Origin of the sequence: Pseudomonas mendocina (assembly GCF_900636545.1) — a bacterium.
GTDB classification, from domain to species: domain Bacteria; phylum Pseudomonadota; class Gammaproteobacteria; order Pseudomonadales; family Pseudomonadaceae; genus Aquipseudomonas; species Aquipseudomonas mendocina.
Map to the genome: position 1 here is coordinate 909,270 of NZ_LR134290.1, position 18,878 is coordinate 928,147.

At 64.8% G+C, this 18,878-nt stretch carries 10 protein-coding genes; 7 read left to right on the top strand and 3 right to left on the bottom strand.

All coding sequences use genetic code 11. The features are described 5' to 3' along the window. Positions 1 to 8: 8 nt before the first annotated feature. Together EL191_RS04145 and EL191_RS04150 are read right to left on the bottom strand one after the other, a co-directional pair. The gene (locus EL191_RS04145; protein ID WP_017360698.1) at positions 9 to 1,046 is read right to left on the bottom strand and encodes a GGDEF domain-containing protein; all 1,038 of its coding nucleotides are present in this window, start codon (positions 1,044 to 1,046) and stop codon (positions 9 to 11) included. A gap of 14 nt (positions 1,047 to 1,060) precedes the next feature. Continuing rightward, entirely contained in the window at positions 1,061 to 2,407 is a 1,347-nt protein-coding gene (locus tag EL191_RS04150; protein ID WP_017360699.1) for an MATE family efflux transporter, read from the bottom strand. A 163-nt stretch (positions 2,408 to 2,570) separates the two neighbouring features. Between EL191_RS04150 and EL191_RS04155 the strand changes: the two genes are divergently transcribed. From EL191_RS04155 to EL191_RS04170, 4 genes are all read left to right on the top strand, one after another. Further along, the gene (locus EL191_RS04155; RefSeq protein WP_041976701.1) at positions 2,571 to 7,469 is read left to right on the top strand and encodes an alpha-2-macroglobulin family protein; all 4,899 of its coding nucleotides are present in this window, start codon (positions 2,571 to 2,573) and stop codon (positions 7,467 to 7,469) included. Positions 7,470 to 7,551: 82 nt separating this feature from the next. Continuing rightward, positions 7,552 to 8,082, top strand: a complete 531-nt coding sequence (locus EL191_RS04160; RefSeq protein ID WP_041976704.1) for an REP-associated tyrosine transposase — start codon at positions 7,552 to 7,554, stop codon at positions 8,080 to 8,082. Positions 8,083 to 8,154: 72 nt separating this feature from the next. Beyond that, entirely contained in the window at positions 8,155 to 10,479 is a 2,325-nt protein-coding gene (gene pbpC / locus EL191_RS04165; protein WP_041977161.1) for a peptidoglycan glycosyltransferase PbpC, read from the top strand. Between the two features lie 199 nt (positions 10,480 to 10,678). Continuing rightward, positions 10,679 to 12,610 (top strand): methyl-accepting chemotaxis protein, encoded by a 1,932-nt coding sequence (locus EL191_RS04170; protein WP_041976707.1) that lies wholly within the window; start codon positions 10,679 to 10,681, stop codon positions 12,608 to 12,610. A gap of 128 nt (positions 12,611 to 12,738) precedes the next feature. Here the strand turns inward: EL191_RS04170 and EL191_RS04175 are convergent, their stop codons facing one another. After that, positions 12,739 to 13,866 (bottom strand): GGDEF domain-containing protein, encoded by a 1,128-nt coding sequence (locus EL191_RS04175; RefSeq protein WP_041977164.1) that lies wholly within the window; start codon positions 13,864 to 13,866, stop codon positions 12,739 to 12,741. Between the two features lie 274 nt (positions 13,867 to 14,140). Here EL191_RS04175 and fdnG point away from each other — a divergent pair, with 274 nt between their 5' ends. The 3 genes from fdnG to EL191_RS04195 are packed head-to-tail and all read left to right on the top strand — an operon-like array spanning position 14,141 to position 18,791. Then, positions 14,141 to 17,212, top strand: coding sequence for a formate dehydrogenase-N subunit alpha (gene fdnG / locus EL191_RS04185; RefSeq protein WP_145972588.1), 3,072 nt, complete (start codon positions 14,141 to 14,143; stop codon positions 17,210 to 17,212). Between the two features lie 10 nt (positions 17,213 to 17,222). Beyond that, positions 17,223 to 18,149, top strand: a complete 927-nt coding sequence (gene fdxH, locus EL191_RS04190; protein WP_017361437.1) for a formate dehydrogenase subunit beta — start codon at positions 17,223 to 17,225, stop codon at positions 18,147 to 18,149. A 9-nt stretch (positions 18,150 to 18,158) separates the two neighbouring features. Then, the gene (locus tag EL191_RS04195) at positions 18,159 to 18,791 is read left to right on the top strand and encodes a formate dehydrogenase subunit gamma (protein ID WP_013713969.1); all 633 of its coding nucleotides are present in this window, start codon (positions 18,159 to 18,161) and stop codon (positions 18,789 to 18,791) included. Positions 18,792 to 18,878 lie beyond the last annotated feature (87 nt).

Sequence of the window (18,878 nt, forward strand, 5' to 3'; positions counted from 1 at the left end):
ATTTTCCTTCAGTGAGCACTGGGGGCGAGTTCACTGCGGTTGCGACCGCCACGCTTGGCTCGGTACAACGCCTGGTCGGCTCGTTTGAGCCCGTCCACGGCGTTCTCGCCGGGGCCCAGCAGCGTACAGCCGAGGCTGGTGGTCTGCTGCAGTTCGGCATTTTCCAGCTGCATCGGCTGGCTGGCGATGGTCAGGCGGATGCGCTCGGCAATCTGCAGCAGCTCCTGCTCATCGTGCACCTGGCAGAGGATGACGAACTCCTCGCCGCCGTTGCGTGTGACCACATCCTGAGGGCGTACCGCTGCGCTCATGCGTCGTGCGCTTTCCCACAGCACGTGGTCGCCACCGTCGTGGCCGTGGGTGTCGTTGACCTGCTTGAAGTGATCCAGGTCGCAGTAGATCAGGCCCAGGCGCAGTTGATGGCGCTCGGCTGCGGCTTGCTCCAGGGGCAGAAAATGCAGCAGCCCGGCGCGGTTCCAGAGTTGGGTCAGCGCATCGAGCATGCCCTTGCGCTGTTCACGGCTGAGGGCATCACGCAGGTCACTGGCCTGCTGCGAGCAATGCTGCAGGTGCAGGTAGTTTTCAGTGAGGTAGGCCAGATCGCGTAGCTTGAAGCGATCCTGGTGGCCGAACTGGCGCGGCTTCGGGTCTGCCACGCACAGGGTACCCAGCGGCATGCCGTTGACGTCGCGTAGCGGCCAGCCGGCATAGAAGCGTACATCAGGGGTGTTGAGTGCCAGCTCGGTGCCGGCGAAACGCTGGTCTATCTGGCTGTCTTCGACGATCAGCGGCTCGTCATGCAGAACCACGTGTGAGCAGTACGACAGGCTGCGCGCCGTCTCTGCTACGTCCAGCCCCTGGCGACTCTTGAACCATTGACGGTCACGGTCGACCAGCGTGACCAGCGCCAGTTTCACCTGGAACAGGTCATGGGCCAGTCGGGTCAGGGTATCGAGATAGGGGTCGGCAGGTGTGTCGAGCAGCTCCAGGCGATCCAGGGCTTGCTGGCGCTCGGCTTCATTCGGCGGGATTGGCACGCTGAGCATGGGGCGATCTCTCCTTAAGGTGGGGAAGGGAACCACAGGTCGCGACGGCTCAATTGCCAAGCATAGCCAGCCAATACCAGGCTGCGCAGCCCCATGAATGCCAGAAATGCCAACCACAGCCCGTGGTTGCCCAGGCTTTGCAGCCACCAGCCCAGCGGCAGCGTCACCACCAGGGCGATGAGCATGGCGTCGCGCATTTCCCGGGCACGTGTTGCGCCGATGAACAGGCCATCGAGCAGGTAGCTCCACACTGCCAGCAGAGGCAGCAGCGCCAGGTAGGGCAGGAAGTTCAGGGCCAGTTCGCGGACTTCGGCAATGTTCGTGAGCAGGCTGACGAACCAGTGCCCGCCGAGCAGGAAGAACAGCGCGAAGCCTGCACTGGCCAGCAGCGACCAGGTGCCGGCCACCAATAACGAGCGGCGCAGCGCATCGCGGTCACGCGCTCCCAGCGCATGGCCGCACAGGGCTTCGACGGCATGCGCCAGACCGTCCAGGGCATAGGCTGTCAACGTCAGACCATTGAGCAGCAGGGCATTGGCCGCCACCGTGGCATCACCCAGGCGCGTGCCTTGCACGGTGATCAGGAAGAACACCAGCTGCAGCGCCAGGGTGCGGATGAAGATGTCGCGGTTGACTGCCAGCAACGGGCGCCAGTTGCTCCAGCGTTTCAGCGCGCTGTGATCGAGGTGGCCGGGATAGTGCTGCAGCGCGCCACGGGCCAGCCACACGCCGACCAGGGCGCCGCTCCATTCGGCAATCACCGAAGCCCAGGCCGCGCCGGCCACGCCCCATTCCAGACCGAGCACGAACAGCAGGTCCAGCGACACGTTGATCAGATTGGCAGTGAGCAGAATGGCCAGAGGGCCACGAGCGCTTTGCGTGCCCAGCAGCCAGCCGATCAGTGCATAGGTCGCCAGGCTGGCGGGCAGGCCGAACAGGCGAATCTGGAAGTATTGGCGCGCCAATTGGTCCAGTTCTGCCGATGGCTGCATCAGGCTCAGCGCCGCGCTGCTGAAGGGTAACGCCAGCAAACCGAGGAGCAAGGCCAGGAATACGCCCAGGCCGAGCCCCTGCACCAGTACCTGACGCAATGCTCCGCCATCCCCGCGGCCGGCGGCCTGTGCGGCGAAACCGGTGCTGCCCATGCGCAGAAACCCCATCGCCCAGGTCAGCAGGGTATAGAGGCTGCCTCCGACCGCGACCGCAGCAAGCTGGTGAGCATGCGGCAGGTGACCGACCACGGCGGTATCGACCAGCGCCACCATGGGCACCGAGAGGTTGGAGAGAATCATCGGTGCAGCCAGCGCCCAGACCTTGCGTTGGGTCGGGGTGTGGCGCCAGGCATCGAGCAGGGCGGACATGGGCGGCTCCGGCAAAACGCCGATTATAGGCACAGCCCCGGCGTGCTCGCACATTGCCCCTGGAGTGTGAGTGGCTTGGCGAATTCGTCGGGATGACTCGTCGCCGTGAGGGCGCCTCGGCTATAGTTGTCGGCCTCTGCGCCCCCTGATTCTGGAGCCCGCAATGCCGAACAAAGGACTGCTTCTGGCCTTGGCGCTGACCCTGCTCAGCGCCTGTGATTCCTCTGAACCCCCTGCCACGGTGACCCCGGCTACCCCTGCTGCGCAACAGCCGCAGGCGCCTGCCCCCGCGGTCGACCGCGAGGCGCTGGCCGAGCGCTACGCCGGGCGCGAGCTGGAGGTGGTCGACGTCTCCGAAGTGCAGCTCGATGGTGCCAGTGCGCTGTCGGTGACATTCTCCATTCCTCTGGACCCCGACCAGCCCTTCGCCGAACGCCTGCATCTGGTCGATAGCGTCTCTGGCAAGGTCGATGGCGCCTGGGAACTGACCGACAACCTCAGCGAGCTGCGCCTGCGCCACCTCGAGCCGCAGCGCAAACTGGTGCTGACCATCGATGCCGGCCTCAAGTCGATCAATGGTGGCAAGCTCGCCGCCGAGCATGTCAGCCGCTTCGAGACCCGCGACCTGCAGGCCAGCGTCGGTTTCGCCAGCCGTGGCTCGCTGCTGCCGACCCGTCTGGCCGAAGGCCTGCCGGTGATCGCCCTGAACGTCGACAAGGTCAACGTCGAGTTCTTCCGCATCAAGCCCGAGGCGCTGCCGAACTTTCTCTCGCGCTGGGGCCGCGCCAGCAATCTGGATACCTGGGAGGCGCGCGAGCTGCTGCCGATGGCCGAGCTGGTCTATGGCGGTCGCTTCGACCTCAACCCGGCGCGCAACACCCGCGAGACCCTGCTGCTGCCCATCGCCGGCCTGGAGCCGTTCAAGCAGCCTGGCGTCTATCTGGCCGTGATGCGTGAGGCTGGCAGTTACAGCTATTCGCAGCCGGCAACGCTGTTTTCCCTGAGCGATATCGGCCTCTCCGCCCATCGCTATCGTGACCGCCTGGATGTGTTCACCCAGGCGCTGGAAGGCGGTAAGGCGCAGTCCGGGGTGCAGCTGGAACTGCTCGACGGCGACGGTGCGCTGCTTGCCGAGGGCAAGACCGACTCGGCCGGCCATGCGCAGTTGCCGCTGCCGGCCAAGGCCCAGGTGCTGCTGGCCAAGCAGGACGAGCAGACCAGCCTGCTGCGCCTGAATACGCCTGCGCTTGACCTTGCCGAGTTCGACATCACCGGCCCGACAGCGCATGCCCTGCAGTTCTTCGTGTTCGGTCCGCGTGATCTGTATCGTCCCGGCGAGACCGTATTGCTCAACGGCTTGTTGCGCGATGCCGATGGCAGTCCGGTCAAGGCTCAGCCGGTGAGCGTCGAGGTGCGCCGTCCGGACGAGCAGATCAGCCGCAAGTTCGTCTGGAATGCCGGTGATGATGGTCTCTACCAGTACCAGTTGCCGCTGGCCGAGGAGGCACCGACCGGCCGCTGGCAGTTGTTGCTGGACCTGGGCGATGGCAGCCCGCAGCTCTATGAGTTCCTCGTCGAGGACTTCCTGCCCGAGCGCATGGCCCTGGAGCTCAAAGGCCAGGACCAGCCCTACGCGCCGGGCGACAGCGCCGAATTCGCGGTGACCGGGCGTTACCTCTACGGCGCGCCAGCGGCCGGTAATCGCCTGACCGGGCAGCTCTACGTGCGTCCGCTGCGTGAGGCGGTGGCGAGCTTGCCGGGCTATCAGTTCGGCGACGTCACCGAAGCCGACCTGAGCCAGGATCAGGAGCTCGACGAGCAGAATCTCGATGACCAGGGGCGCGCCGTGCTGCGCCCGGAAAACCGCTGGGGTGACTCCAAGTCGCCGCTGCGTCTGATCCTCCAGGCCAGCCTGCAGGAGTCCGGTGGCCGCCCGATCACCCGCCGCATCATTCAGCCGGTATGGCCCGCCGAGCGTTTGCCGGGGCTGCGCGGCCTATTCGAGGGCGAGGAAGTCGACGCCGATAGCCTGGCCGAGTTCGAAATACTGGTGGCCGACGCCGCCGGCAACAAGCTGGCGGCCGACAACCTCAAGGTGCGCCTGGTGCGCGAACGCCGCGACTACTTCTGGAGTTTCTCCGACGGTGAAGGCTGGCGTCACAACTACAACGAGAAATTCCTCACTCTCAGCGACGAGCCGCTGAAGGTCGCCGCGGGCGGCACCGCCAAGGTCAGCTTCCCGGTGGAATGGGGCCCGTATCGGGTCGAGGTGGTGGACAACCAGACCGGTCTGGTCAGCAGCCTGCGTTTCTGGGCCGGCTACCGCTGGCAGGACAACGCCGATGGCGGTGCAGTACGCCCGGATCAGGTCAAGCTGGCGCTGGATAAACCCGCCTATGCCGCTGGCGACGTGGCCAAGATCACCGTCACCCCGCCGGCTGCCGGCAATGGCTACCTGCTGGTCGAGTCCAGCGACGGGCCGCTGTGGTGGGAGGAGATCAGCGTGCCGGCCGAAGGCAAGACCTTCGAGCTACCCATCGACAAGAAATGGGCACGCCACGACCTCTACCTCAGCGCCCTGGTGGTGCGTCCCGGTGAGCGCAAGGCGCAGGTTACCCCGAAACGCGCGGTCGGCCTGCTGCACCTGCCGCTGGAACGTGCCCCGCGCAAGCTGGCGGTGAGCCTGGAGGCGCCCGAGAAAATGCGGCCCAAGCAGCCGCTGAAGGTCAAGGTCAGCGCACGCAATGCCGACGGCAGCATCCCTGACAAGGTGCATGTACTGGTCGCCGCGGTGGACGTGGGCATCCTCAATATCACCAGTTATGCCACGCCCGATCCTTTCGCCAACTTCTTCGGGCGCAAGGCCTATGGCGCTGACCAGCTGGATATCTACGGCCAACTGATCGAAGCCCAGGGGCGTGTCGCCAGCCTGGCCTTCGGTGGTGATGCCGGCCTTGCCGCCGGTGGCAAACGCCCGGATACCAGTGTGCTGATCGTCGCCCTGCAGAGCGATGCGCTGAAACTGAACGACAAGGGCGAGGGCGAAGTCAGCCTGGACATTCCCGACTTCAACGGCGAGCTGCGACTGATGGCCCAGGCCTGGACCGACGAACGCTTCGGCATGGCCGAGGCCAAGACGGTGGTCGCTGCGCCGCTGATCGCCGAACTGTCGATGCCGCGTTTCCTTGCCGGTGGTGACGAAACCACCCTGGCGCTGGACCTGACCAACCTGTCCGGTGCCGAGCAGCAGCTCGACGTGCAGGTCAGTGTGGAAGGCCAACTGCGTCTGCTCAACCAGGGTGAGGCGCCGATCCGTCTGAACGACGGCCAGCGCACCACACTGCGCATTCCGGTGCGCGCCGAAGGTGGCCTGGGGCAGGGGCGTATCCACGTCGAGGTGCAGGGGCTGGCGCTGCCGAACGAGACGCTGGGTGACTTCAGCCGCGAGTGGACGCTGGGCATCCGTCCGGCCTATCCGGCGCAGCTGCAGCACTTCCGTGCAGTGCTGGGGGAGGGCGAGCCCTGGACCCTGCCGGCCGGAACCTTGAACCAGTTCGAGCCTGCCGGGCTGGAAGCCGTGCTGGCGCTGTCGAGCCGGCCGCCGCTGAACCTCGGGGAGCAGGTTCGTGCCCTCAAGGCGTACCCCTACGGCTGTCTGGAGCAGACCACCAGTGGCCTGTACCCGTCGCTCTACGCCGATGCTGCGAGTCTCAAGCGTCTTGGCCTGGAGGGTGAGCCGGACGAGCAGCGACGCAAGAGCATCGAGTTGGGCATCGAGCGCCTGCTCGGCATGCAGCGGCATAACGGCAGCTTCGGCCTATGGAGTGCCGAGAGTGAAGAGGAGTACTGGCTCACAGCTTATGTCACCGACTTCCTCCTGCGCGCTCGCGAGCAGGGTTTCGGCGTGCCACCGGAGGCGCTGAAGAAGGCCAATGACCGCCTGCTGCGCTACCTGCAGCAGAGCAGCCTGATCGAGGCCAGTTACAGCCAGGACTTCGCCCACACCCGCTTCGCCGTACAGGCTTACGCCGGCTACGTTCTGGCACGCAGCCAGCAGGCGCCGCTGGGCGCGCTGCGCAGCCTGTTCGACCGCCGCAACGATGCGCGCTCCGGCCTGCCGCTGGTGCAACTGGCCGCCGCGCTGAAACTGATGGGCGATGCGCCGCGTGCCGAGCAGGCGCTGAACCAGGGGCTGATCCAGCAGCGTGATGGCGAGCGCTGGATGGCCGACTACGGCAGCCCGCTGCGTGATCAGGCGCTGATTCTCGCCTTGCTGGAAGAGCACGACCTGGCTGCCGGCCAGCGTGAGCAGCGGCTGTTCAACCTGGCTGATGAGCTGGCGGGGCAGCGCTGGTTGTCGACCCAGGAGCGCAACTCGCTGTTCCTCGCCGGTCGCGGCATTCTCGGCAAGCCGGAGCAGGCGTGGAGCGCTGCGCTTGCCAGCGGCGCCTTCCAGTTCGAACTGAGCAACCAGCAGCCCGGCATCAAGCTGGAGCGTGCCGAACTGGCCGAGCCGTTGAGCGTTAGCAACGCCGGCAGCACCAAGCTGTACCAGCAACTGACGCTGTCCGGTTATCCGAGCCAGGCGCCACACGCCGGTGGCGAGAACCTGAGCATCGAGCGCGAGTATCTCGGCATGGATGGCCGTCCGCTTGATCTGCAGCGCCTCGATAGTGGCGAGCTGGTGCTGGTGCACCTGGCCGTGCGGGCCAGCCAGCGCGTACCGGATGCCCTGGTGGTGGACCTGCTGCCGGCCGGCCTGGAGCTGGAGAACCAGAATCTGGCGCAGAGCGCGGCGAGCCTCGATGACGCCGGTAGCAACGTCAAGGAGTGGCGCCAGTCGATGCAGAACGCGCGGATCAAGCACCAGGAGTACCGTGGCGATCGCTACGTGGCAGCGGTGGACGTGGATGATTACGGCACTACCCATCTGCTCTACCTGGCCCGCGCAGTGACGCCTGGCAGCTACCGGGTGCCGCCACCGCAGGTGGAGTCCATGTACCGGCCGAGCTGGCAGGCGCTGGGTAGTGCGCCGTCATCGTTGGTGGTTAGGGGGCGTTAAAAGCGACCCCGGATTGCATCCGGGCTACAGATCGCGTAGCCCGGATGCAATCCGGGGATTTTCGAGCACAAGGAGGTGCCGAATGGTGAGATACCGCAGAGCCAAGGTAGCCGGCGGCTGTTATTTCTTGACGCTGGCTCTGCAAGACAGACGTAGTGATCTGCTGTTCAAAAGCGCGGCGCTTTTACGTCGATGTTTGCAGAGCACGCAGGTTCGATTGCACTTTCGAGTACCTGCGTTGGTGGTGCTGCCAGATCACCTGCACATGCTTATGGTGCTACCACCTGATGACGCCGATTTCTCTGCGCGAATCCGTATGCTCAAGGCCTCGTTCGTGGGAGCACTACGCCAGCAGGTTGGCAGCGAAGTGCGTACCAACGCCAAAGGTGAGGCCAACATCTGGCAGCGACGATTCTGGGAGCATCTGATTCGTGACGAGCAGGATTACTGCCATCATGTGGACTACATCCATATCAATCCGCTCAAGCATGGCCTGGTCACTCGCGTGCGCGATTGGCCGTTTTCCAGCTTTCATCATTATGTGCGTCAAGGTTTGCTACCCATCGACTGGGCCGGCGGAGCAGACGTCGAGATCGAAGATGCTGGTGAATGAGGTGTTCCCCGGATTGCATCCGGGCTACGCGGGATCTGTAGCCCGGATGCAATCCGGGAGCTTGTGCTGACCATGCGACTCAAGCGCCTACGTCGCTGGCTTATCGTCGCTTGCGTACCCTTAGCCCTGCTCTGGCTAGCCGACCGCGTGTTCCCGCTGCCCCTGCCCGAAGACGACCTCGCCCGCGTGGTGCTGGCCGAAGACGGCACGCCGCTGTGGCGTTTCGCCGACCGTGACGGGGTATGGCGCTATCCGGTGACGCCGGACGAGGTCTCGCACTATTACCTGGAAGCCCTGCTGACCTACGAGGATCGCTGGTTTCGCCAGCACCCTGGGGTCAACCCGCTGGCGTTGGGGCGCGCGGCCTGGCAGAACCTTACCGGCGGACGCGTGGTTTCCGGTGGCAGCACGCTGTCGATGCAGGTGGCGCGGCTGCTCGATCCGCATGGCCGTGACCTGCCCGGTAAGCTCAAGCAGCTATGGCGCACCGCGCAGCTGGAGTGGCATCTGTCCAAGGACGAAATCCTCACCCTGTATCTGAATCGCGCGCCCTTCGGTGGCACCTTGCAGGGCGTGGCCGCCGCCAGCTGGAGTTATCTGGGCAAGCCACCAAGCCAGCTCACCCGCGCCGATGCCGCGCTGCTCGCGGTGCTGCCACAGGCACCCAGCCGCTTGCGCCCGGATCGCCATCCCGAGCGCGCCCAGGCGGCGCGTGACAAGGTGCTCAGGCGTCTGGGCGAGTTCCAGGTGTGGCCGCAGGCCCAGGTGGACGAGGCTCTGGAAGAGCCGGTATTCCTCGCTCCGCGCCGCGAGCCGAGCCTGGCGCCTTTGCTGGCGCGGCGACTGAACCGCGCCGGCAGTCCGCCGCTGATTCGCACCACCCTCGATGCCGCTTTGCAGCAGCGTCTGGAGGACCTGCTGCTGGGCTGGCGCGCGCGCCTGCCCGAGCGCACTTCGGCGGCAATTCTGGTGGTCGAACACGAGAGCATGGCGGTACGTGCCTATCTCGGATCGGTGGATATCGGCGACACCTCGCGTTTTGGCCACGTCGACATGGTTCGCGCCCTGCGTTCGCCCGGTTCGACACTCAAGCCCTTTCTCTACGGCATGGCGCTGGATAGCGGGCTGATCCACTCCGAATCGCTGCTGCAGGACGTGCCGCGACATTACGGCGACTACCGCCCCGGCAATTTCGCCGCCGGCTTCATCGGCCCGGTGTCGGCCAGTGAAGCTTTGGCTACCTCACTCAATCTGCCTGCCGTGCAGTTGTTGGAGGCATACGGGCCGAAGCGCTTCGCCGGCGAGCTGCGTAGCGCAGGGTTGCCGATTCGTCTGCCGGCGCTGGCCGAGCCAAACCTGGCGCTGATCCTTGGTGGCGGTGGCTCGCGGCTGGAGTCGCTGGTGGCCGGTTACAGTGCTTTTGCCCGCAGCGGTATGGCAGCCCGGCCACGCCTGCAGCCAGACGATGAACTACGCGAGCGCCGTCTGTTGTCGCCTGGTTCGGCCTGGATCATCCGACGCATCCTCAGCGGCCAGGCGCGACCGGATCGCGACCCGCGCGCACAGCTGGCGCAGCGTCCGACCCTGGCCTGGAAGACCGGCACCAGCTACGGCTTTCGCGACGCCTGGGCCATCGGGGTCGGTCCGCGTCATCTGATCGGCATCTGGATCGGCCGACCGGACGGTACGCCGGTGCCCGGCCAGTTCGGTCTGGCCTCGGCCGCGCCACTGCTGCTGCAGGTGCATGATCTGCTGGTCAATCGCGACAGTCAGCGTGGCATCGCGGCGCCGGTCGATACGCAGCCGGCCGAGGTGGGCGTGGCCGCCATCTGCTGGCCGCTGGGGCAGCCGATGAGCAGGGATGATCCCAACTGCCGGCGCCTGCGCTTCGCCTGGACGCTGGAGGGCACCACGCCACCGACCTTGCAGGCCGCCGATCAGCCGCTGGGCAGTGGCCTGCGCGAACGTTATTGGGTCAATACCGAGGGGCATCGTGTCGGGCCGGCCTGCGCAGGCGCCGAGGCGCGCGAGCTGGTGTTGTGGCCTGCTCCGCTGGAGCCCTGGTTGCCCCGTCGGGAACGGCGTGCCGCGCGCTTGCCGGGTATCGATCCGAGCTGTCCACCGCCAAGCAGCAGCCAGGTAGCGCCGCTTTCCATCGTTGGCGTACGCGATGGTGATCGTCTGCGCCGGCCGCAGGGCAATCACGAGCCGCTGCGCCTCAGCCTGTCGGCACTGGGTGGCAATGGCCGGCGCTGGTGGTTCCTCGATGGTCAGCCACTGGGTGACAGCGCCCAGGATGCGTCCTTCAACCATGCCTTCGACAGCGGCAGGCACCAGCTCAGTGTGCTCGACGAAGGCGGCCAGACCGCTCGTCTGGAATTCAGCATAGGGCCTTGAGTCGATCGGTCTGTCAGCCTGCAGGCGCCGGCTGCTCTGGCCTGGAGCCTGGCCTGCGCCGTTAAGGATCGCGGCTGGTGTGGATAAAGCTTGGCAGTGGAGCGCCGATATGAAATCTGTCGGTAACCGGATTGCAATTTGTGTACATTTTTGTATCCAATTGCTCGGGCAAACTCCAACCACCACCGGGAGAAGCCCCATGCGCCTCTGGCAACGCAGTATTCAGTGGCAATTGATCCTCAGCATGGGCGCGGCCCTGCTGGCCAGCATTCTCATCGTCGTCGGCATCTATTCCGTGGTGGTCGATCGCCTGACCGAGCGCTACCTGATCGAGGAGGCGCTGCCGGCGCGGGTGCTGGCGATCCGTAACGACCTGGAGCGGGTGCTGACTGCGCCGATCACCGCCAACGCCTCGATTGCCGAGAACAGCCTGGTTCAGGACTGGCTCGTCGCAGGCGAGGACGCCGCTCGGCGTGACGAGTTCGCCCGTTATCTCGAAGGCGTGCGTGCGCAGCAGAACGCCATGACGACCTCCATCGTTGCCCTGGCCAGCGGCAACTACACCACTGGCGAAGGGTTGATGCGCACGCTTGACCGCAGCCAGGCGGAGAACCAGTGGTTCTATCGACTGGTCGACAGTGACCGGGATCGCGTGCTGGAAATCGACATCGACAAGACCACCCGGCTGCCTACGCTGTTCATCAACCAGCGCATCAAGCGTGGCGGCAAGACCCTCGGCGTTGCTGGCCTGGGTTATGACCTCGCGGACATGTCGAAGATGATCAGCGAGTTCCGCTTCGGCGAGCGAGGCCAGGTTTTCCTGATCGATAGCCAGGGCAACGTCAAGGTCCACCCGCATTCGCAACTGAGCGGTAGCGGTAAGCTCGGCGAGCTGTTCGGGGCCGACGCCAGCCGCCAGGTGCTCGCTGGCGACAGTCATGCGGTGCGCTTCGAGCGTGATGGCGAGACCTTTCTCGCCGTTGCGCAGAAGTTCGCCAGCATCGATTGGCTCCTGGTCAGCGAAGTGCCGGAGGCCGAAGTCTACGCCGAAGCACGTCAGGCGCTGCTGCTGACCAGCCTGATTGGCGTGGCTGTAGCGCTGCTGTTCCTCGGTCTGGTGGTATTGCTGGCGCGTGGCCTGGTGCGGCCGATCCGCCAAGTAACGCAGGCACTGGTGGAAATCGGCGGCGGTGGTGGCGACCTGACGCGCCGTCTCGATGAATCGCGGGCTGATGAACTGGGTGACCTGGCTCGAGGCTTCAACCGTTTTCTCGCCAGCCAGCGCGACCTGATCGGCGATGTGCTGGCCACCAGCGAGCGGCTGCGCACGGCAGTCGGTCAGGTGGCGCGGGTGGTGGAGAACACTGCCGGACGCGCCGTGCAGCAGCAGGAAATGACCGACATGGTGGCCACCGCCGTGCACGAGATGGGCCTGACCGTACAGGAGATCGCGCGCAACGCCAGCAATGCTGCGCAGTCCTCGCACAGCGCCCGAGAAGAAGCGCAGAGCGCGCGTCAGGTGGTCGGACAGTCCATTGCCCATATCGAGCGGATGTCTGCCGATATTGGTAGCGCCGCGGGTGCGGTAAGCGAATTGGCTGAACAGGTTGCGTCCATCGATCAGGTGCTGGCGGTGATTCGCGGCATCTCGGAACAGACCAATCTGCTGGCGCTGAACGCCGCCATCGAGGCGGCGCGGGCTGGAGAGATGGGCCGAGGGTTTGCCGTGGTGGCCGATGAGGTCCGTACGCTGGCCAGTCGCACCCAGGCCTCGACCGATGAGATCCAGCAGATGATTCAGCGTCTCAAGCAGGGTGCGGAAACGGCGGTCAGCTCGATGCATGCCGGCCAGTCGGCCACCAGTACCGGTGTCGAATCCAGTCAGCGCACGGGGCAGTCACTCGGCGCGATCACCTCGCAGGTCGAGCGCATCAGCGATATGAATACCCAGGTGGCTGCGGCGACCGAAGAGCAAAGTTCGGTGACCGAAGAGATCAACCGCAACGTGCAGGGCATCGCCGACCTGGCGCACGCGACAGCCGGCGAGGTGCGCGCTTGCCGTGAGGATTGCCAGACACTGAGTCGCCTGGCTGACGATCTCGCCGGGCAAATGGGCAAGTTCCGTCTGTAGTGAGTCGTGATGGTTTCGTCGGGTGTGCCGTGCGCGGCGCTTTTCGTCGCGAGGTCAACGGGGCGCGCAGCCAGGCGACCCGCGACCCCCCAACCTGAATTCGCGCGTGATCCTGAGGCAGGCGCGCTTCAGTGATCGGCCGCGACCAGGCGGTTGCGACCTTCGCGCTTGGCCCGATACAGCGCGCCGTCGACACGCTTGAAGAAGGCATCGGCGTCGCCATCGTGACGGCTGCTGAAACAGCCGACACCCAGGCTGGTGGTCAACGTCAGGCGCTGGCCAGCCAGCAGCAGGCCTTCGGCCTCCAGCTCCTGGCGAAAGTGCTCGGCCAGGTCCCAGGCCTGGGCTAGTGTGGTGCCCGGCAACAGTACGCCGAACTCCTCGCCGCCGAGACGCAGCAACGCATCGGCATCGCGGCGAAACACCTTGCGCATGCGCTCGGCGAAGGCACTCAGGCAGGCATCGCCACCGGCATGGCCGTGTTCATCGTTAACCTTCTTGAAGAAGTCGATATCCATCAGCACCAGCGATAGCGGCTCGCCCTGGCGCACCGCATTGGCCACCAGGCTGGGGAAAAGGTTGTTGAACTGATAGCGGTTGCCCAGCTGGGTCAGGCTGTCGGTGCGACTGAGCAGGTCGAGCTGGCTCTGCTGCTCCAGCAGTTTCAGCTCCAGGTCGAGCGTGGCGCGGTATTCACGATGATTGCGGCCGAGCACCAGGATCAGGTAGCTGAGGTAGAAGATCAGGGTGATCAGCACTGTGTGTTTTTGCTGCCAGTTCAGTGCCATCACGGTAAGGCCCGGCAGGTAGAGCAGGACCAGGGCCAGCAGCGCTCGGCCACGGCGCATGGCGAAATTGAAAGTCATCGCCGTGGCGAAGGCCACCGTCGCCAGGGTGGCGATCATTTCCGAGTCGTTGTAGGCGTCGCTGTACACCGCCAGTGCATGGGCCTGGCCCCAACACAGCGCAGTCACGATGATCAGACCCCAGTGACGATCCAGCCAACGCTGCAGTTGCTCGGGGCTCTCCAGGCCATCGGGCCGGTGCAGCAGGCGTGCCGCCAGAAGTGCGCCGAACAGCGTACACCCCAGCACGCCACTGAGAACGAGCTCTCCCGGCTTTGCGCTGAAGACCCAGGTCAGCAGCCAGGCGAGCAGGTAGAAGATGCCACCCAGGCGCGTGCGGATGCGGGTGTCATCCACTTCGCGCCATAGGGCGAAGGTATTGGGTTGGCGCGGTACTTCGGCGTCGGTCATGGTCGTTAGCCTGCTGTCGCTGGTGTTCAGCATCCAGGCTGTTGGGGCGACGTCAAAGCTTCTCCGAAACTTTTGTGATCACAGTCAGGAGCTGAGCATAGCGCTTTTTCCTGCAACGTAGGATGTCCAATTGCTAGTACTCTTTCGCCGTTCGTCTTTCTCGGCCTCACCCGTGTCGCGACGAGCTGTCTGGCGAACCTGACGTGATGGTCTAGGCTTGATAACGATTCGCTCGGCAACGCACCGGGCGTCAGCCTGATTTGGGAGACCCACGATGGACATGAACCGTCGACAGTTCTTCAAGGTCTGCGGCGTAGGCCTTGGAGCATCGAGCCTGGCGGCTCTGGGCGTCGCACCCCCGGAAGCCTTCGCCGACCAGGTGCGGCACTTCAAGTTGAGCCGCACCACCGAAACCCGCAACACCTGCCCCTACTGCTCCGTCGGCTGCGGCCTGATTCTCTACAGCCAGGGCGATGCAGCGAAGAATGTGGCGCAGAACATCATCCATATCGAGGGCGACGCCGACCATCCGGTCAACCGCGGCACCCTCTGCCCCAAAGGCGCCGGCTTGCTGGACTTCGTCCACAGCCCCAACCGCCTGAAATACCCGGAAGTACGCGAAGCCGGCTCCAATGAGTGGAAGCGTATCGACTGGGACGAAGCGCTGGATCGCATCGCCCGGCACGTGAAGGCCGACCGCGACGCCAATTTCATCGAGAAGAACGCACAGGGCCAGACGGTCAATCGTTGGCTGAGTTCGGGCTTCCTGGCCGCCTCGGCGTCGAGCAATGAGGCTGGCTACATCACCCACAAGGTGGTGCGTTCCCTTGGCATGCTGGGGTTCGATAACCAGGCACGTGTCTGACATGGCCCGACGGTGGCAAGTCTTGCCCCGACGTTTGGCCGTGGAGCCATGACCAACCACTGGACCGACATCAAGAATGCCGATCTGGTGCTGATCATGGGCGGCAACGCCGCCGAGGCCCACCCCTGTGGCTTCAAGTGGGTGACCGAAGCCAAGGCGCACAACAAGGCCAGGTTGGTGGTGGTCGATCCGCGCTTTACTCGTTCGGCCTCCGTGGCTGACCTCTATGCGCCGATTCGCACCGGCACCGATATCGCCTTCCTCGGTGGGCTGATCAACTACCTGCTGGAAAATGACAAGATCCAGCACGAGTACGTACGCAACTACACCGACGTCAGCTTCGTGGTGCGCGAGGACTATGCCTTCGAAGACGGCATGTTCAGTGGCTACAACGCCGAGATGCGGCGCTACGACAAGACCAGTTGGGGCTACGAGATCGGTGAAGACGGCTATGCCGTGGTCGATCCGACGCTGAGCCATCCACGCTGCGTGTTCAACCTGTTGAAGAAGCACTACAGCCGTTACACGCCTGACCTGGTCAGCAGCATTTGCGGCACGCCCAAGGCGCAGATGCTGCAGGTGTGGGAAACCATCGCCGAGTGCTCGGCGCCGGGCAAGGTCATGACCATCATGTACGCCCTGGGCTGGACGCAGCACTCGGTGGGGTCGCAGATGATCCGCACCGGCGCCATGCTGCAGTTGCTGCTGGGCAACATCGGTATGCCGGGTGGCGGGATGAACGCCCTACGTGGTCACTCCAACATCCAGGGGCTGACCGACCTCGGGCTGCTCTCCAATCTGTTGCCGGGCTACCTCAGCCTGGCGCTGGATGCCGAACAGGATTATGCCGCCTACATCGCCAGGCGCGCGCCCAAACCGCTGCGGCCGGGGCAGTTGTCCTACTGGCAGAACTACGAGAAGTTCCACGTCAGCCTGATGAAGGCCTGGTACGGCAAGAACGCCACGGCAGAGAACAACTGGGGCTTCGACTGGCTGCCCAAGCTGGATGTACCCGGCTACGACGTGCTCAAGGTCTTCGACATGATGTACGAGGGCAAGGTCAACGGTTACTTCTGCCAGGGTTTCAATCCCATCGCCTCGTTCCCCGACAAGGCCAAGGTCAGCGCTGCGCTGGCCAAGCTCAAGTACTTGGTAATCATGGACCCGCTGGCCACCGAGACTTCGGAGTTCTGGCGCAATGCCGGCGAGTTCAACGACGTCGACACCGCCAGCATCCAGACCGAGGTGTTTCGCCTGCCCACCACCTGCTTCGCCGAGGAGGATGGCTCGCTGGTCAACAGCGGACGCTGGCTGCAGTGGCACTGGAAGGGCGCCGAACCACCCGGCCAGGCACGCACCGACATCGCCATCATGGCCGGGCTGTTCCATCGCTTGCGCCAGGCCTATGCCACCGAGGGCGGCGCCTTCCCCGATCCGATCCTCAACCTAGACTGGTCGTATCTGAAACCGGACGAGCCAGGACCGGACGAGATCGCCCGCGAGTTCAACGGCAAGGCCCTTGAAGACCTCTATGACCCGGCCACCGGAGCGCTGCAGGCCAAGGCTGGCGAGCAGCTCAGTGGTTTCGGCCTGCTGCGCGCGGACGGTTCCACGGCCAGTGGTTGCTGGATCTTCTGCGGCTCGTGGACGGCGCAGGGTAACCAGATGGCGCGGCGTGACAACGCCGATCCCTACGCCATGGGCCAGACCCTTGGCTGGGCCTGGTCCTGGCCGGCCAACCGACGCATTCTCTACAACCGTGCCTCGGCCGACCCCGGCGGCAAGCCCTGGGACGTGGAGAAGAAGCGTCTGGTGTGGTGGAACGGCAAGGCCTGGGGCGGCACCGACGTGCCCGACTTCAAGGCCGACTCGCCACCTGCCGAGGGCATGAACCCTTTCATCATGAACCCTGAAGGGGTGGCGCGCCTGTTCGCCGTGGACAAGATGGCCGAAGGGCCATTCCCCGAGCACTACGAGCCGTTCGAGACGCCGATCGGGCGCAACCCGATGCACCCGGACAACGCGCTGGCCATCAGCAACCCGGCGGCGCGGGTGTTCAAGGCCGATATGGAGATGCTGGGCAAGGCGGACGCCTTCCCCTATGCAGCCACCACTTACCGCCTGACCGAGCACTTCCACTTCTGGACCAAACACTGTCGGCTCAACGCCATTACCCAGCCCGAGCAGTTCGTCGAAATCGGCGAGGCGCTGGCCAGGGAACTGGGCATCGCCGCCGGCGAGCGGGTCAAGGTGTCGTCCAACCGTGGCTACATCAACGCGGTGGCGGTGGTGACCAAGCGCATCAAGCCGCTGACCGTGGACGGCAAGACCGTGCACCAGATCGGCATCCCGCTGCACTGGGGCTTCGCCGGTGTGGCGCGCAACGGCTACCTGACCAACACCCTGACGCCCTTCGTTGGCGACGGCAACACGCAGACTCCGGAATTCAAGTCGTTCCTGGTCAACGTGGAAAAGGCATAGGAGCAGCGTCATGGCCTCACAAGACATCATCGCCCGCTCCGCCACCACCACGCCGATGCCCTCCGTAAGGCAGGTCGGCGAGGTGGCCAAGCTTATCGACGTTTCCAAGTGCATCGGCTGCAAGGCCTGTCAGGTGGCGTGCTCGGAATGGAACGACCTGCGTGACGAGGTCGGTCAGAACCACGGCACCTACGATAATCCGACCGACCTCACCGCCAACTCCTGGACGGTGATGCGCTTCACCGAGCACGAGGACGAAAGCGGCAAGCTGGAATGGCTGATTCGCAAGGACGGCTGCATGCACTGCGCCGAGCCTGGCTGCCTGGCGGCGTGCCCCAGCCCGGGCGCGATCATCCAGTACGCCAACGGCATCGTCGATTTCAATCAGGACAAGTGCATCGGCTGTGGTTATTGCATCACCGGTTGCCCGTTCAACATCCCGCGTATCTCGCAGAAGGACCACAAGGCCTACAAGTGCAGCCTGTGCTCCGACCGCGTAGCCGTAGGTATGGAGCCGGCCTGCGTGAAGACCTGCCCGACCGGCGCCATCGTCTTCGGCACCAAGGAGGCGATGAAGGAGCATGCCGATGGGCGCATAGCCGACTTGAAGTCACGCGGCTACGACAACGCCGGCTTGTACGATCCTGATGGCGTCGGTGGCACCCACGTGATGTACGTGCTGCATCACGCCGACCAGCCGTCGCTCTATGCCGGCCTGCCGAACGAGCCGAGCATCAGCCCGCTGGTATCGTTGTGGAAGGGCGTGACCAAGCCGCTCGGCCTGCTGGCCATGGGCGCCACGGCGCTGATCGGCTTCTTCCACTACATCCGCGTCGGGCGCAACCGCGTGGAGGAAGACGAGCCCGTGACCGGTGACCCTGCCGTGCATCAGGTCGACCCGGCCGTGCACACCTATGATCCGAACCAGCGGCCGTAGGAGACCAGTATGAAACACGATATCCAACGCTACACGGCCGGCGAACGCAGCAACCACTGGGTGGTGGCGATCCTCTTCGTCCTCGCCGGTCTGTCCGGCCTGGCGCTGTTCCACCCATCGCTGTTCTGGCTCAGCAACCTGTTCGGTGGCGGGGTATGGACGCGCATTCTGCATCCCTTCCTCGGCCTGGCCATGTTCCTGTTCTTCCTCTGGCTGGTGATGCGCTTTGCCGGGCACAACCGCCTCGAGGCGCGCGATCGTCAGTGGCTGGCGCAATGGCGTGACGTGATCAGTAACCGTGAGGAGCGCCTGCCACCGGTGGGGCGTTACAACGCCGGGCAGAAGCTGCTGTTCTGGGTATTGCTGCTGTGCATGCTGGTGTTGCTGGCTACCGGCATCGTCATGTGGCGCCAGTACTTCAGCCACCTGTTCGGCATCGAGCTGATCCGCCTGGCCTCGCTGCTGCACGCCGCGGCGGCCTGGGGCTTGATCATCTGCATCATCGTGCACGTCTACGCCGGCATCTGGGTCAAGGGCTCCATCGGCGCCATGCTCAATGGCTGGGTCAGCCGCGGCTGGGCGCGCAAGCACCATGCGGCCTGGTACGAGGAAGTCAGCAAAGACAGCCACAAGCGCCACTGAATGAGGGCTGTATCGCGGCTAATGGTTGGTGGGAGCGGCTTCAGCCGCGATAAAAGCTCGCCGCTAAAGCGCCTCCCACGCCACCGC

Excerpts from the sequence above, each read along its gene's own strand:
- EL191_RS04145 (WP_017360698.1), bottom strand. The coding sequence starts at position 1,046 with ATGCTCAGCGTGCCAATCCCGCCGAATGAAGCCGAGCGCCAGCAAGCC.
- EL191_RS04150 (WP_017360699.1), bottom strand. The coding sequence starts at position 2,407 with ATGTCCGCCCTGCTCGATGCCTGGCGCCACACCCCGACCCAACGCAAG.
- EL191_RS04155 (WP_041976701.1), top strand. The coding sequence starts at position 2,571 with ATGCCGAACAAAGGACTGCTTCTGGCCTTGGCGCTGACCCTGCTCAGC.
- EL191_RS04160 (WP_041976704.1), top strand. The coding sequence starts at position 7,552 with ATGGTGAGATACCGCAGAGCCAAGGTAGCCGGCGGCTGTTATTTCTTG.
- pbpC (WP_041977161.1), top strand. The coding sequence starts at position 8,155 with ATGCGACTCAAGCGCCTACGTCGCTGGCTTATCGTCGCTTGCGTACCC.
- EL191_RS04170 (WP_041976707.1), top strand. The coding sequence starts at position 10,679 with ATGCGCCTCTGGCAACGCAGTATTCAGTGGCAATTGATCCTCAGCATG.
- EL191_RS04175 (WP_041977164.1), bottom strand. The coding sequence starts at position 13,866 with ATGACCGACGCCGAAGTACCGCGCCAACCCAATACCTTCGCCCTATGG.
- fdxH (WP_017361437.1), top strand. The coding sequence starts at position 17,223 with ATGGCCTCACAAGACATCATCGCCCGCTCCGCCACCACCACGCCGATG.
- EL191_RS04195 (WP_013713969.1), top strand. The coding sequence starts at position 18,159 with ATGAAACACGATATCCAACGCTACACGGCCGGCGAACGCAGCAACCAC.